Origin of the sequence: Synechococcus sp. A15-60, assembly GCF_014280095.1 — a bacterium.
GTDB lineage: Bacteria > Cyanobacteriota > Cyanobacteriia > PCC-6307 > Cyanobiaceae > Synechococcus_C.
Window position 1 is genome coordinate 812,029 of the sequence record NZ_CP047933.1, and the last position, 13,090, is coordinate 825,118.

18 protein-coding genes are annotated in these 13,090 nt (G+C 50.8%); 9 read left to right on the forward strand and 9 right to left on the reverse strand.

The annotated features are described in order from the left end of the window. Positions 1-129: 129 nt before the first annotated feature. Positions 130-558: a hypothetical protein gene (locus SynA1560_RS04230; RefSeq protein WP_186501238.1), complete on the reverse strand. Its 429-nt coding sequence runs from the start codon at positions 556-558 to the stop codon at positions 130-132. 220 nt (positions 559-778) lie between these two features. On the opposite strand from SynA1560_RS04230, the gene SynA1560_RS04235 reads away from it, so the two are divergent. After that, entirely contained in the window at positions 779-1,051 is a 273-nt protein-coding gene (locus SynA1560_RS04235) for a DUF3764 family protein (protein ID WP_186470397.1), read from the forward strand. 94 nt (positions 1,052-1,145) lie between these two features. Here SynA1560_RS04235 and SynA1560_RS04240 read toward each other — a convergent pair whose 3' ends face one another. The 3 genes from SynA1560_RS04240 to SynA1560_RS04250 form a co-directional block, all read right to left on the reverse strand. Beyond that, positions 1,146-1,463 carry a hypothetical protein gene (locus SynA1560_RS04240; protein ID WP_186501239.1) on the reverse strand — a complete coding sequence of 106 codons (318 nt, stop codon included), beginning with the start codon at positions 1,461-1,463 and terminating at the stop codon, positions 1,146-1,148. Positions 1,464-1,866: 403 nt separating this feature from the next. Next, positions 1,867-2,016, reverse strand: a complete 150-nt coding sequence (locus tag SynA1560_RS04245; protein ID WP_186470399.1) for a hypothetical protein — start codon at positions 2,014-2,016, stop codon at positions 1,867-1,869. Between the two features lie 123 nt (positions 2,017-2,139). Continuing rightward, positions 2,140-2,370 carry a hypothetical protein gene (locus tag SynA1560_RS04250; RefSeq protein ID WP_186501240.1) on the reverse strand — a complete coding sequence of 77 codons (231 nt, stop codon included), beginning with the start codon at positions 2,368-2,370 and terminating at the stop codon, positions 2,140-2,142. Between the two features lie 217 nt (positions 2,371-2,587). Here SynA1560_RS04250 and SynA1560_RS04255 point away from each other — a divergent pair, with 217 nt between their 5' ends. The 5 genes from SynA1560_RS04255 (at position 2,588) to SynA1560_RS04275 (ending at position 6,369) form a co-directional block, all read left to right on the forward strand. After that, the gene (locus tag SynA1560_RS04255; RefSeq protein WP_370523183.1) at positions 2,588-2,809 is read left to right on the forward strand and encodes a hypothetical protein; all 222 of its coding nucleotides are present in this window, start codon (positions 2,588-2,590) and stop codon (positions 2,807-2,809) included. Positions 2,810-3,421: 612 nt separating this feature from the next. After that, positions 3,422-3,796, forward strand: coding sequence for an AbrB family transcriptional regulator (locus SynA1560_RS04260; RefSeq protein WP_186470401.1), 375 nt, complete (start codon positions 3,422-3,424; stop codon positions 3,794-3,796). A gap of 39 nt (positions 3,797-3,835) precedes the next feature. Next, complete coding sequence (locus SynA1560_RS04265) at positions 3,836-4,144, forward strand: hypothetical protein (protein ID WP_186501241.1); 309 nt, start codon at positions 3,836-3,838, stop codon at positions 4,142-4,144. A 308-nt stretch (positions 4,145-4,452) separates the two neighbouring features. Next, entirely contained in the window at positions 4,453-5,739 is a 1,287-nt protein-coding gene (locus SynA1560_RS04270; RefSeq protein WP_186501242.1) for a hypothetical protein, read from the forward strand. A 282-nt stretch (positions 5,740-6,021) separates the two neighbouring features. Beyond that, on the forward strand, positions 6,022-6,369 hold the full coding sequence (locus tag SynA1560_RS04275) for a hypothetical protein (RefSeq protein WP_186470403.1): 348 nt from the start codon (positions 6,022-6,024) through the stop codon (positions 6,367-6,369). A 97-nt stretch (positions 6,370-6,466) separates the two neighbouring features. On the opposite strand, the gene SynA1560_RS13670 is transcribed toward SynA1560_RS04275, so the two are convergent. After that, positions 6,467-6,841, reverse strand: coding sequence for a hypothetical protein (locus tag SynA1560_RS13670; RefSeq protein ID WP_222930225.1), 375 nt, complete (start codon positions 6,839-6,841; stop codon positions 6,467-6,469). Between the two features lie 227 nt (positions 6,842-7,068). On the opposite strand from SynA1560_RS13670, the gene SynA1560_RS04280 reads away from it, so the two are divergent. Beyond that, on the forward strand, positions 7,069-7,257 hold the full coding sequence (locus SynA1560_RS04280; RefSeq protein WP_186501243.1) for a hypothetical protein: 189 nt from the start codon (positions 7,069-7,071) through the stop codon (positions 7,255-7,257). Positions 7,258-7,447: 190 nt separating this feature from the next. Here the strand turns inward: SynA1560_RS04280 and SynA1560_RS04285 are convergent, their stop codons facing one another. Then, the gene (locus tag SynA1560_RS04285) at positions 7,448-7,870 is read right to left on the reverse strand and encodes a hypothetical protein (protein ID WP_186501244.1); all 423 of its coding nucleotides are present in this window, start codon (positions 7,868-7,870) and stop codon (positions 7,448-7,450) included. A 144-nt stretch (positions 7,871-8,014) separates the two neighbouring features. Between SynA1560_RS04285 and SynA1560_RS04290 the strand changes: the two genes are divergently transcribed. Both SynA1560_RS04290 and SynA1560_RS04295 read left to right on the forward strand, forming a co-directional pair. Beyond that, positions 8,015-8,320, forward strand: coding sequence for a hypothetical protein (locus SynA1560_RS04290; protein WP_222930226.1), 306 nt, complete (start codon positions 8,015-8,017; stop codon positions 8,318-8,320). Positions 8,321-9,236: 916 nt separating this feature from the next. Further along, positions 9,237-9,467, forward strand: a complete 231-nt coding sequence (locus SynA1560_RS04295) for a hypothetical protein (protein WP_186501246.1) — start codon at positions 9,237-9,239, stop codon at positions 9,465-9,467. A gap of 1,524 nt (positions 9,468-10,991) precedes the next feature. On the opposite strand, the gene SynA1560_RS04300 is transcribed toward SynA1560_RS04295, so the two are convergent. The 3 genes from SynA1560_RS04300 to SynA1560_RS04310 form a co-directional block, all read right to left on the reverse strand. Continuing rightward, positions 10,992-12,017, reverse strand: a complete 1,026-nt coding sequence (locus tag SynA1560_RS04300) for an inverse autotransporter beta domain-containing protein (RefSeq protein WP_255477060.1) — start codon at positions 12,015-12,017, stop codon at positions 10,992-10,994. Positions 12,018-12,263: 246 nt separating this feature from the next. Then, positions 12,264-12,518, reverse strand: coding sequence for a Nif11-like leader peptide family RiPP precursor (locus tag SynA1560_RS04305; RefSeq protein WP_186501247.1), 255 nt, complete (start codon positions 12,516-12,518; stop codon positions 12,264-12,266). 160 nt (positions 12,519-12,678) lie between these two features. Then, positions 12,679-12,993, reverse strand: a complete 315-nt coding sequence (locus tag SynA1560_RS04310) for a Nif11-like leader peptide family natural product precursor (RefSeq protein WP_186501248.1) — start codon at positions 12,991-12,993, stop codon at positions 12,679-12,681. Positions 12,994-13,090: the final 97 nt, after the last annotated feature.

A 13,090-nucleotide genomic window follows, 5' to 3' on the forward strand; every position in this document is an offset into this window, starting at 1 on the left:
TGACACGCGCAAGTCAGGATTTTCTGCTGATCTTGTTTTCTGCTGATCTTGACGGAGGCGAGATGAAGGTGGGCAGGCCAGTGCACTACAGGGTTGGTGAGCGGATTCGATGATCAGATGGCCCATCGGTTAAGCATTGGCAGCGTCAATGATGATGTGATTGCCGTTGTCCGCCCCGGTGAACTGTTGACGGGTTGCCTTGTCTGTCTGTTCACGGCTAACCGACAGAACAGTGTCGATCGTCAATCCTGATGGCCGTTGCGAATCGGTTGCGATGGCAAGAAGCAATTGGCTAAAGACTCCGACACGGTGTTCTCCCGCTTCGACCTGGCGTTCGCCCGTTGTGACAACCAAGCCGAGTTTGAGCAGTAAAGCGGCGTCGGCGTCGAAGCGAGCGTTATCGATTCCCATTGTGATGGCGAAGTCCCTGAGACCAGCATCCGTTTGAAGCTCAGCTTGCGTCCTTTGAATGGTCAGAACCACGTGTTGAGTGCTTAGCCAAAGATTGAGGACTTCATCCGTAATCGGCGCGAGTTTGACGTGATGTTTCCTGATCAACCTGTTCGGTCCCTGTAGCAGCAAGCCTGAGGTCTGAACCGCCTCAGTTGAGTTAATGCTGTGTTCGAGAGTTCAAGGTCCATGCCTAGCTCTGAACTGCATTGAGGACGGCTTGGATGTTCGGGTGCGTTTGTGCAACTCCGCTCGTTTTTGTTGTCACACCCGCAACTAACACGGACTCAGCCACAGTGATTGACTAGCGCAACCATTTGATTAAGTCATGGAAACCACCGTGTGGACTTTTAGCCTGAGCGTGCCTTTTGAACAGTGGGCAGCGATTTACGACAGTGAGGATGTGACCAAGATGCATGAATCGATTGGTCTCAAATCGCTGTTCCGCGGCGTGAGCAAAGACGACCCCACCAAGGTTTGTGCCGTTCAGCAAGCCCCAGTGGGTGCAGCTCAAAAACTCTTCGAAGACAACAAAGCGATGATTGCCGGAGCTGGGCACATCATCGAGAGCACGGTAATCACGGCGTATTCCCAAAGCTGAGCAGCTGTCGCATCCAAGGACACAGACCAAGGGCTTCGTGGACGGTTTTGCACCACGCGAAGCCTGCCCCAGGGTGGTCAGTTGCGGAGTGGGTTCAGTCTGGAATCACCGTCAGGCTGTAGTGGCCATCTCGCACGAACACATCATTGCCTTGATGGTCGGAGCGTTCGTAGGTCACCCCTTCCTCATGACTTAAGAAGCTGAAATTGAGGTATAGAAAACCGTCCACATAGGTGTGTCCCTCATGCTCATTGACCAGACAGGGGCCTTCGATAGTGCTGGTGCAATCGTTGTGCCAATCAAGGGTGCAATAGGCATCAACGGGTTCGGTAAGACCATCAGCTCGCAGCAGACTTTCAGAGACGGTGACCAGTGCTGCTGCCGCCGCCAAAACCAGAGTTGTGCTGCGCATCATGAGCTCTGCTGTGGTTGATGCCCCCAATTAACCGTCGGCTGGTTCAGTTGTTGACGGAGGTCTTCCCCGACCCTAACCAGAGATTGCTGATCAAGCCTTGTCGGGACGATCCAAATTGGTTTGGATGGAGAGTCGACACCCGGGAGTCCCCGCTGTGATCGGTCTAACCAGGATCTACTGCAATCAGGGGGAGGAATTCCTTCTCGTTCATGTCCCCGCCCAGGATGCAGCGCAAACGGCTGATGAATTGACTGAAGAGGGGTGGGACATTGAGGCTGAAATCCCTTTGTGATGCTGGTGGATGTTTCAAGGGTGGCCTCCATTGGTGCAGGCATTGACGAAAACAATCCCGAGTCAATCGGGTTGGATTGACCCAGCACTGATTCTTGTCGCAAGGGCTTCAGGCCGCCCGTTCATCATCTTTGAGCCAGATGTTCCGGCGGCTGTCGGGCAGCCGAATGACGGAGCGTTCATATCTTGATCGGCAGCTCTGTTTCTTCAGGTGATTTTCCGCGTCCTGCAGCAGTTGCTCAATTCTTTGATCAGTCATGGTTGAGTGTCAAAGGGGGCAAGGCCATTCAGAAGGAGTTGGTGCAGGCGTCAAGGCCCCAATCTGGTCGGCTTCCTTAAGGCTGTTGGTCCAAAAGACTGTGAAATGTCAAGTTTGGATTGATCACCAGCATGGATCCCCCAAGCGCGGGCGATAAAAGACATCGGGACCTAACTGATTCGCTTGGCAGGCTTCAACAATCACGCGGGTTCGGTCTTCAGCGATGTTGGCCCCATGGCGATTGAGAAGTTCATAGAGGGCCGGAGTGATCAGGCGCTCCTGGGGCAGTTCTTCATTGGTTTGAGCGAGTGCTGGCATGCCCAGCGCCAAGACCAGGGCAGCGATTGAGAGCATGCTGTTTGCCCTTTCACTGCTTGATGCACAGATCTTTCTAAGCAAGTGATCCATGTTCGACCCTTTGAAAACATGGAGCATTCACCCATAAAAAAGGAGCCCCCTCAGGCTCCCAACGCACGAGGCGTCATTCTCTCAACAAGCTCAAACTACTGACGCATGATGCGTCTCAACCGTGGCGTTTGATACCAACTGTTCTGATCATTGCCGTCGCCCATTGGCTCCCGCCGGTTTGTCCTCAATGGGTGTGCAACGCTCTGCAGGATTCAAAGCCTCGGGGGGCATGACGACGTGGTTGGCTGGGCTCGCATGCCTGACATTGCTGGCGCCTGCTGAGGCACGTGCCCAGAAGCGCATTCCGAAGGCAACCGGTCATGATCAGTTCCCCCTCGATGATGTGAACACGTTGGAAACGACCTGTGTGTTGCCGATCCGCTGAGACGTGAAGCTCACCAACGGTGAGGCTTGCCCGAGCGGTTGGATGAACATCAGCGCCGGCTACCGCCTCAAGAAATAAAGACCCCTTGGTAGGAACGGGGTGCTGAGAGTCCAACCTTTAACAACCCCTGTTGGCCTTGTGGTGGATCGAGGTGGGGTGTCTTCTGGTGTTTGGTGAGAAGGAGAATTCTGAACAACATCCCAGCGCCCTTCCCAAAGTGTTTCGTTGTGGAATTCAGACAAGCCCTCCTTGTTTTCGTTTCATGGGCGCCGTGGATGAGAAGACAGTGAGGCCTCCGCTGATGGATGCGAATCAACGCGGGGTGATGTCTTTGTCTATTCAGGTGCTGAATGATCAATGTTGCGCCAAGGGCTTTAGGTGTTATGAGCATGGTCGTCAGTGTCGGCTTGGCGCAACCCTCCATCTGAATTCCAGTTGCCCATGACGTCCCGCAGCACGATGCAGTCATGTGTTGGCGGTTTCACTGTTGTGGAGTGCGACATTTCAGTGGTTAAAGACCACCTGATTTTGCCCTTGGGTGTAACGCCAGGAACCTTTGCAAACACTCGTTGATGTGGCAGTTTTCTGGTATTCCTATTGCCCAGCTCAACAATGCTCACCGGAGCCGATCTTCTCGCCAAAGTCAAAGAGCTTGGCGATGTTTCCAAGAGCGACATGGCGAAAGCCTGTGGTTATGTGTCGACCAAAAAGGACGGTGGAGAGCGCATCAACTTCACCTCTTTTTACGAAGCCCTGCTGAATGCCAAGGGTGTTGAACTTGGTGGTGGTTCTGCGGGTGTTGGCAAGGGTGGCCGCAAGCTCTCCTACAAAGCTGTCGTGCAAGGCAATGGAAACCTGCTGGTTGGCAAGGCCTACACAGCCATGCTTGACCTTCAGCCTGGGGATGAATTCACCATCAAGCTTTCCAAAAAGAAAGGTGTTTCGCTGATTCCTTCAGGAGCAGAAGACGAGGAAGGCGAGGAGTGATCGTCTGACTGATTTCATTGAACGGGCACACCTCAGCGTGTGCTTTTTTTATTCAGTCTCCCTGCGCACGGGTTTAGAGGCTTTCTTTATGGGGTACCCTTTGCCTACTCAGGCACGCCTGAAGAGGCTGAGGGGGCTGGAAACGCTCAGCGTTGCTTGCTGTGCCTGATGTTGTCGGAAGGCTTGATCACTTCAGAGCAAGCAGACAAAGCTGTTTTCTTTGTCAGTGAGCTCAATGATCAATTGTTCAATCAATACACCGAAGAGTACGGACGAATGCGATCTGATGCCTATGATTTGGCTTGGATATCGACTACTGTTGCTACCAACGAGTACGACAGTCGCTGAGAGAAAATTCAACAGCCAAAACCAGTTTTTTTTGAATCAACGAATGGTTTTATAAAGAACATCAAACTTCTTACTGCTGACAATCGTTGCCTAGTGCTAGCAAAAGGGGCAACTAGTGATGATCAAAACAGTTTGGGTTGAAGGTTCTGGTGAGACCTCTCTCTTAGCCTTTCATCATTTGCCTGTCTCACCGTTAGGGCAGATCGATTCATTCCTGTCAATGGCGGAGATGTCTCATGGGTAAACGCAGACTTAGTTGGTCGTGGAATTGACCCAAAGCTATGATTGCGGTGGAGTAAACAAGCAAGATGAATTTTTCTTCGCCAAGTTTGCTTGATAAAAATATATTTTCTGACCCATTCGCAAAGCCAGACTTTTTTACAGATTTACCACCTTTGGGTATCGATGATGGACTGACTAGTCTTGCAAAAGACTATCTTGACGATTATTTCCAGCTGGCTTTTTCTAAGCCGGAAAATGAAAATGACTCGTATTTTACTGATGAATTTGTCACTTTTGAAGGCGAAACAGCACTGTCTGACGGAAAAGACGACATCATTATCGGCACAGGCCGTGGTAATCCTACGGGACCGTTAGTACGCGTCATTGATCCAGTTACAGGTGCTGACAGATTTAAACCTTTTTTTGCATTCGAGCCAAGCTTCCAAGGTGGTGTTCAGGTGTATGGCGCAGACGTCACCGGTGACGGTGAGCCTGACATCATTACTGCTTCAGGACCAGGTCGACTGGGTGAAGTCAGGGTCTGGGAGCTCATCGACGATAGAGCTGTTGAAAACATCGCGTATAACTTCTTCCCATTTGGAAGAGGTTATACCGGTGGCGTAGAAATCTCAGCGGGATCGATTACAGCTCCCGGAAAAATTGAGATTGCAGCAGCTCAAGGTTTAGGTGGGCTTGTCAGTATCTTCGGAGTTTCATCGACTGCTGCTGACCCTAATTGGCAAGGAAGCGCCTTTAGTGGTGATTCTGACTGGCAATTGAACTTGGTCAGGCCAAGGCCGATTCGACAACTGCGACCTTTTGGATCTTCTTATCTTGGCGGTGTCAGAATCGAGACGGCTGATGTCGGCACTTTGCGTGGAGGAAACGTGTCATCAGTCAATCCTGATGGCATTATGGAGCTCTTCTTGGGAAGCAGCTTCGGCATTCAGGCTCAGGTCAGGGGATACAACGGCACGACAGCTGGACCGACGCTCTTCAATTCATTCAATGCGATTCGTACTGGATATCGCCGGGGAGTATCAGTCGCACGCCTGCCATCGAGCACAACCAATGCAGCGAATCGCATTCTTGTGTCAAGTGGTTTCGATGGTAACTCGCTGGTTGAAATTTATGATGGAAGAAAATCCACACGTGATAAGAGTTTCTTTGCGTACACTGATAGCCGAGCAGAGGTGTTTAGCGCCGCGATTGATGATGATTCAATTTTCAACGTACAGGGTTTGCTCGGGAAACAAGGTGGTGTACAGAATGCACTCTTGCCATCTGGTGAATCGAAATTCACATTCACTCGCCCTTTGGCACAGTCAATAGTGATCTCTCCACCACTGCAGATTTCTATTCTGAGAAATTAAGGCTGAAATCATTTCTGACCAGGATCTTTTCCACGCGTCGAAGGGAGGTCTTGCCACCGATGGACGTCAATTCGGGACGTTCTACTCTCGATCGCTGAGGAGTTGCATATGTCATCTCCTCAGCGATCCTCTGACACCACGTTTAAACCGTTTGGCTGAACTGTTGCCTCATTGCAGCTAAACCGGAGTCACGCTGCAGCTCCCCCTGTGTTGGGAATGGATGAATTGGCTACATCAAGATCTTCAAAGGCTCTTTTCAATGGCGTGTATTGCCGTGGGTAGATGCCGGAGTCAGGACCTGATCCCTATGTGCAATTTCTAGAGAACTGGATTCCCGGAATTGGCGAGTGCACTGAGCTGCACGATAAACTCCACGATCATTTCGGTCTTGATTTCAGCGTCAATAGCGAAGCCCGTCTGCTGGGGTTTCAGCTAGGTCATCACCCCGCAGGAAATTTTTTTCACGTCATGATCTTTGCTGTCATCAGCACACTGCTATACCCAAGCCAATATCGCAATAGTTGGATAGATTTGAAAGATTTTTTTCGCTCCTATATTTTGGGCAAAAATTTTCAGCTCATTTCCTATTGGTTTATCCCAAGGGGAATCTTGGCATGGCAGAAAGCTTGAAAGCTACTATCCGCTGTTCTGGCTGGCTGTGCATGCGCTTGCCTAATTTGAGACTCTTGTTCACTTGCTAGCACTCATGGATACTTCTAGAGGAAGGCTAGTTCAACCAAAAAGGAGCAGTCCTTAGACACGTCACTTTTGATGTGATTTGCGCATTGTCATTGTTTTGTTGAGTGATATATCCTTCGACAACATCGATAGTCCAACGCTCGTAGATTCCTTCTCTATCTCCCTCCCAATAAATTGCGAGCCCTTCATCTTCTATCGTAAATCCGTCATACCATCCCAGATAATTGTTGAAGGTAAAACGACGATTGTTCCAATCAATTGTGAGTCGCGTCCCTAGCTTTGGAAATTCGTCGCTGATGAATGGATCTCTACATAAATAATGCCTAACATCCTGTTTGGATTGAGCCGATACAGCAGGACAGCATGAGGCCAGCGTTATTAATATAGCAAGAAAGTGTTTCATCATTGTCAAAACCGATCAGAAATTTTTCGTTAAACTATCGGCGTGGGTGAACCAGATGCAGGGCATCAATTCCTTCAGTTATAGGTCTGTGAAGGATGGTCTTGATGAATGCTTTTAATTCTTTCTCTCGCGATGCATTCGATCTGAAGGGTTTTGGACAATTTGCTTGCGCTTGGCCTGGATGAAGGGAGCTAGATCGTCGTGGTTAGCCAACATGGGACTGTCTGGTGCCATTGCTGAGCGAGGAGGAAGCGGATCAGATGGCGTCCTGGCTGGTGGGTGCGATCGAGTTCAATCGCGGCAAGGTTTGTTCTGATCGAGGGATGGAGCAGGTCTGGATGATCAGCCGCGAACCGAAGCCCGCTTGTCGTTATCCGACGATGGTTTTGCTTGAGCCTTGGACGGCGTCTTGGTAGCCAAGGACGCTTCAAGACGCTGGAGCTGTGCATCGCGCAGTGCCGCTGAGATGCTGATTGCGAGGTCAGTCATTGCTTGGTGTTCCCGGCTGCTGCAGGCCATGAGCGCGTGGCAGCGGAAGGTCACCTGCCGATCAAACAACCGACAAACGATAAACAGCTCTTGGCTCGCCACAAGGAGTGGAAATACTTAGGTGAGCAGTTCATGACACCACGTCTCTTCCCGTTGTGCAAAGCATGCTGTCTTGACACCAGATTGGGCTGCAACAGCAAAAGAAAGCTCTCGTATCTGTACAGGTGGCCACTGTGATGGACCACGTGGATCAAGCAGGGTTTTGCATGCTTCGGTTTTGTGGCGGGTTTTTCCGCGCTGGACGCGCCTCTTTGTCCGCTTCATCGCTTTTGGACACGTCGGCCCATTGTTCTTCAACGGTTGTTTCACTACCTCGGCACTGAAAACCGCATCAATCTGCAGAGAATCGACTGGAAGCAGGTCACTACTCAGTGAGGGGTTTTGGTCGTTGGATTCTTCGATGAAGTCTTGTTTATTGAATCCAAATGGAATGGAATGGTCAGTGGTGTGATGATTAAAGCGACTAGAGAGAATGGACAATGTTTCTGAACTGATGAGCCAGACAAGTGTTGGGACAGTGTTCTCAATCCTAATATGGGCTGAGTTAGCCTAAGATTCTTCAAGGTGTATTCAAAGACAGTGTTCAAACGACTTATCCCTGCAGTTGTATTATTCAGTGCAGCCATGGCGAGCCCAATGGCTTCAGCAAGTGTTCCTGAGGTACAACTTATTGTGCTCTCTCTGGGATCGCAAACACTGCGTCAATGTGAGCGTTCATCGTTAAGGTTCCTGAACGCCAATGGCTTTGCAACAAGCGTCCGGAGAGAGGGCTCTCAATTTGTGAAAATCTTTGGTGAAAAAGCTTTTGATCGCTTCAGTTTGCAGCTTGAGTGCGATCGTTCACTTAACACCAAAGCCTTGGCTTTTTCGCATCCCCGTCGTGCGAGGCAATCATTAGTCGATGCAATTATTGAGGGTTTGCTTGAGTGATGTCTGCAATAGGCTTATGCGCACCTTGCTTTGCCCTGCAATCGCGATTGCACGTCCCATGCAGCTCCATCGTCGCGGGATTGCGTGTCACTGATGGATCGCGAGCGATCGCAGGATGCAAAATTGCCTGACCCATTCTTGGTTCGACGTGTTGTTCTGCCGAGGCAGCAATCGTGGAGATGGCGTCAATCCGATTGGTTTGGTTCTGCGGAGGTACGTCGTGCTCGTGACACAGCCGGTTTCTGAATCATCAACCGATCGGGTCAGAAGGCGCGGGCGAGGGAACCCGCTAAACATCTGCCTCCTGTCGATGCGTCGAGCGTCGAAGTGCATTTCTACGCGATGTGAGAACGATTATCAAATGAGTCTTAATGCCTGATCCAAAACTGAATCTTGTTTGTCATGACGCTGCGTTGGGTCTCTCAGGGCGGAGAGTGATGGTTGAAGGCGTTGCCTTCATGTGTTGAGACGAGACTGGCTGAGAGGTCTGTCTCTCTCCCTCGGCAAAATCGACGGTCGGAGAGGCGCTAGCCCGCGCTTGCCACGATGCAGCGGCAAGCCTTCCTGCAAACAACTGCTTGAAGACGCGCCGGTATCGGCGCTCATCGGCCGCTCGAGCCATGCGGCGGGGTGGCTCTCCAGCGATCTGATCTCGACGCGAATGAGTGCACGGATTGAACAATGACCAAGATCACAGGTCGAATTGATGCTGGTCGCCATCTGTGATGTGGATTCCCGAGAAGGTGATGTCACACGGGGGAGACCCCAAACCACACACCTCTCAACCCATGGCTTGCGCTCTTGTCATTGCTTTCACCATCATCGGCATGCTTGCCACGCACTCCGAGCAAGCATCACTCAACCGCATCGAGGACGGTCTGCAGGTCCGAGTGCGTTGAACAGGATCCATCGAAAGTTGACGGCTGCGGCCAACACATTGGTGGCACACAATGCGGCAGAGCAGGGCATCACGCTCACAGTGGACGAGATGACGGGTTCTCTCAATCCAATGGATGAAGTCGATGAGGGCCAATCGATGCTGTGGCCATTCGTTGCCGTTACTCTTGGACGCCGCATCGCGGTGAGTGCTGAGAAACAATCAAGTGGACGACGAGCCCAGAGGGTGGTCGCCCTGGCGTGCGTCTGATGCGCCAGTGGCTCTGGTGGCTCGCCCCAGAGCGCTTGTGACGTCGATGCCGCTACCAGTCGCTGACTTCAGCTCACGCAGTATGCCTATGCCAGTTGGCGAAGGCGGCAAGATTAACGCTCGATGCAATTGTTGATCACCCTGTTCACCTTCGACGAGTTCGTTGATCGTTTTGTATTCCAGTGAACCCTTGGTTACCTAAATACATCTACAGGTGTATTTGAGTGAAGCAATCAGGCAGAAGTTGTTCTCGGTTTTTAGCGTCCAGAAAACAGAATTACTTTCAATGACGCGTGTATCAGGCCGACAACAAATTGCCAGGAATGCTCAGCTTGAACAACTGGCAAAGGAAGCGATTGAAGCAACGTATGGTGATCCATCCAAGATTGCTTGCCTCCGGTTTCTTGCGAATCCTGTTCTGCCACCTATTACGTCTCAACCAAGGTGGAGAGGTCGAAAATTGAGTGACTGATTGCGCAGTCTCTTTGGACTTTGGCTCGACTCACCAACATGGCTTGTTATTTGTAATGGAAAGATGTGTGCTTTTTGATCGATGAAACCCTTGAAAAAAATGGCCTTCATATAGTTCTTTCATTGCTCGTAGTAACGATTGATGCGTGTCCTGTTGTTCTTCGCCACTTCTAACCGAATTAAGACGATTCAACTGCTTCAAGGTGTCAGTCGACCACCACACTCGTGGATGTTCATGCTGACCTCCCTTCTTTGTCGTCAATGCACCCGCTGCCGGCATGCCTCGGCGATCAATTGCACGCCCTGCATCTTCAGAATCATCGGGTTGCTCTGAATTCGAAATACGCTCTTTCCGCTGCAGCACAAGCGGAGACCAAGTGAACCCATCGCCTGTGACCACTCTTGTGACATGAAAAATTACCCTGAAACCCGAGATTCTCGTGCTGGGCTTGGTTTTTGACTGACGCCCCCAGATGGTTTGAACCACCGACCGACTGCTTAGAAGGCAAAAAATTTTTAGTTGTGGATTGGATATTTCATGATGACTGGGCTCTTGGATGTGGAGGGCGCCACCGGTATCCCTCAAAAGTCCCTTTAGTGATCCCATTTTTGTAAACTGCACCACTTTTAAAAAGACTGACCACCTGAGAGAAAAGTGCTCCTTCTTCGGGATCCAGTTGATCTAACACCATTGTGCGATGTGGGTTGGATCAAGCTCAGCAATCGCCGCCTGCAACAAACCCGCTGTCATCCCTGACTTCTCAAACGGATTTGATGGACTGATCTTGCTTGAATCAACGCCTGCCATCTTGCAAGCACGATTCAATCATTGAATCTGATTTGGTGTCATGATTTACGGGCTGCAATGTCCCTAATTGACACCCTAATTTTAGCGAATGCGTTTTATCTACTTTGACTCAACTGCCCTCACTCGTGCCAGGTATCGAAAGCTGATTTGGGGGATTATTGGCGAGATTTAAGAAATAAAAGCCACTGTCATTGCAGGGATTTTGGGTGGTTTAGTCTTATGCCTGACCTCATTTATAGGTGGTTTTATGTTTGGTTTTGTTCCAGAATTTTTTTGTGGTTCGAGGGGGCAAGCCAGTAGTTACTACAAGTAGTGGTGTATACCAATCGTCTCTGGCAATAAGTCATGTCGTGCACCCTGACATCCCTGTTTTTGGGTGATGCAGTTAGGGCGTGAATTGTTGGATTTTCCCACTTTTTCTTCTTGGCTGCTGTTGTATTGGGTCCGCCAAAACGAACGCTGATATCAGCGGAAACGCGCGTGTCAAAAGCCTCGTCGTAGGAAATATTGATTCCAGTTGTTAATCCTTGGCTGATCTCATAAGCGAGGCGACCGCGAACGCCTGAACCATCGACGTCTTCTTGATCACGGTGCTGGTAGTAGTAACCAGCGGAGGCATGAAGTTGTGGGGTTATGAAATAACCAACATCCAGTCCATAGGTGTTGAGTGCACCAGCGTCATAAACGCTGTTGAGTCTCTGCTCAATATCCCCAAAGGGGATCAGTCCATAGCCATTGAAGGTCCAGCTGTTGGAGACCGCTTCTGCGTTAACGGCGACCTGGTTGAAAAAGATCGTTTGCTTATCAAAGACCGGGATGTTGGTATCAGCATCCCCGGATTTGATGGTGCGGGTGTCGTAGCCAGCATTCAGCCCGTACATCCAAGAGCGATCACCGTTCAGCCAGCGGTACCCCAAGCGTGTGGAGGTGGAGAAGCCACCATCCACATCGGTGTTGATGATGCTGCTCTCACCATCGCGATCAGCGAAATTGACGTTGACCAGGGCATCAAGGAACCAGACGCTGTTCTCGCCAACCGAGAGTGGCAGGAACCCGCCGATACCGGCCTGGTTGGGAGTGCCAGCCCCTTGCAGAGCACCTTGAAAGCCGACGTTGGGTTTGACCACATCTTTAAGGCTGATGCTCATCACACCACCGAGATCCTCAGCGCTGTCTGCGTCTTGAGCAGCAGCAGGCAAGAGAGTGACGCTGGAGAGGACCAGTGCAGCGGCACCACCAAGCGAAAGCGACAAGTTGATGGAGCGCTGCATGCCACATCGGAATTTCAGGCAGTCTGCCGACGGTGTACACGTTGTGCACGAGTCGGGTTTTGCTTTCACAAGCGCCTACGCTTCTGCAATAACTGGTACGCAGGCAATAAAAAAGCCTCCTAAATGCGGGCGATGGTGCCAGGTATTGACTGCTGATTGATGGGGTTAGCCAGACTATTGAAGTAATAAAAAGCCCCTGCATAAGTAGGGGCTTTGAGGGCCTAGGCAAATTACCTTTTCAGCTTCCTAGTTACATCGCCACTGTGTTACTACTCGTCCTTTTTTTCCACCCCTACCGCCACCTGCATCTTCTAGCTCCTCATCTGACACTTCTGCCGTTGTCGATTGCATTGATTGAATATCTTCTGCGGTGATTGCAAACCCAGCTTCTTTAGCGATTGCAATAGCAGCTTCAGGTGTGTTTGCTGCATTGAGCTTTTCCTGCAGGCTGGTGTCGCCTTGGACCTTTTCTAGAAAAGCATTGAGCTGCTCTTCTGACATTGGAGGGACTGAAGCTTCAGCTCGGTCATAGCAACGGTCGGGAGCCGTGCCTGTAAGCGATAAAAAGCCACTATCAATGCAGGGTGTTTGAAGGCGAAGGCGCTTTTAAAAGTGGGGAACTAGAACCCATTTCGTCGCCTCCTCCGGGCCCGGCAACACGCTAATTGCACCACCACTGGGTAGTGGTGCCACCATCGAGCGCAGTACGTTGACACTGGTCGAGGGGCCCACAACCCCTGGCAAGGTGAGTATCGCGAGTACCGCGAGCGCATCCACCAGCTGCACCTTCCAGCTCTGCGTCTGACAATTCGTTTGCTGATTGCATTGATCGAATATCTTTTGAAGTAATCGAAAAGCCTGCTTTTTTCGCAATCTCCGCAACAGCATCTGCATCTGCAGCTCCATTGAGCTTTTCTTGCAGGCTTGTGTCAGCTTTGACCTTCTCTAGAAAGGCGTTGAGTTGCTCTTCAGACATGGGAGGGAGTGGAGCTACGGCCTTTTGAAGTCACGATCGGCTTTACGAATCAAACGATAAGGGATGGGCCACCCGGTTCGATCCGGGTGGCCCATTG

Bases quoted from the DNA above. Each gene is read 5' to 3' on its own strand.
- SynA1560_RS04235 (WP_186470397.1), top strand. From the start codon at position 779: ATGGAAACCACCGTGTGGACTTTTAGCCTGAGCGTGCCTTTTGAACAG.
- SynA1560_RS04240 (WP_186501239.1), bottom strand. From the start codon at position 1,463: ATGCGCAGCACAACTCTGGTTTTGGCGGCGGCAGCAGCACTGGTCACC.
- SynA1560_RS04245 (WP_186470399.1), bottom strand. From the start codon at position 2,016: ATGACTGATCAAAGAATTGAGCAACTGCTGCAGGACGCGGAAAATCAC.
- SynA1560_RS04250 (WP_186501240.1), bottom strand. From the start codon at position 2,370: ATGCTCTCAATCGCTGCCCTGGTCTTGGCGCTGGGCATGCCAGCACTC.
- SynA1560_RS04260 (WP_186470401.1), top strand. From the start codon at position 3,422: ATGCTCACCGGAGCCGATCTTCTCGCCAAAGTCAAAGAGCTTGGCGAT.
- SynA1560_RS04270 (WP_186501242.1), top strand. From the start codon at position 4,453: ATGAATTTTTCTTCGCCAAGTTTGCTTGATAAAAATATATTTTCTGAC.
- SynA1560_RS04275 (WP_186470403.1), top strand. From the start codon at position 6,022: ATGCCGGAGTCAGGACCTGATCCCTATGTGCAATTTCTAGAGAACTGG.
- SynA1560_RS13670 (WP_222930225.1), bottom strand. From the start codon at position 6,841: ATGAAACACTTTCTTGCTATATTAATAACGCTGGCCTCATGCTGTCCT.
- SynA1560_RS04290 (WP_222930226.1), top strand. From the start codon at position 8,015: ATGGCGAGCCCAATGGCTTCAGCAAGTGTTCCTGAGGTACAACTTATT.
- SynA1560_RS04300 (WP_255477060.1), bottom strand. From the start codon at position 12,017: ATGCAGCGCTCCATCAACTTGTCGCTTTCGCTTGGTGGTGCCGCTGCA.
- SynA1560_RS04305 (WP_186501247.1), bottom strand. From the start codon at position 12,518: ATGTCAGAAGAGCAGCTCAATGCTTTTCTAGAAAAGGTCCAAGGCGAC.
- SynA1560_RS04310 (WP_186501248.1), bottom strand. From the start codon at position 12,993: ATGTCTGAAGAGCAACTCAACGCCTTTCTAGAGAAGGTCAAAGCTGAC.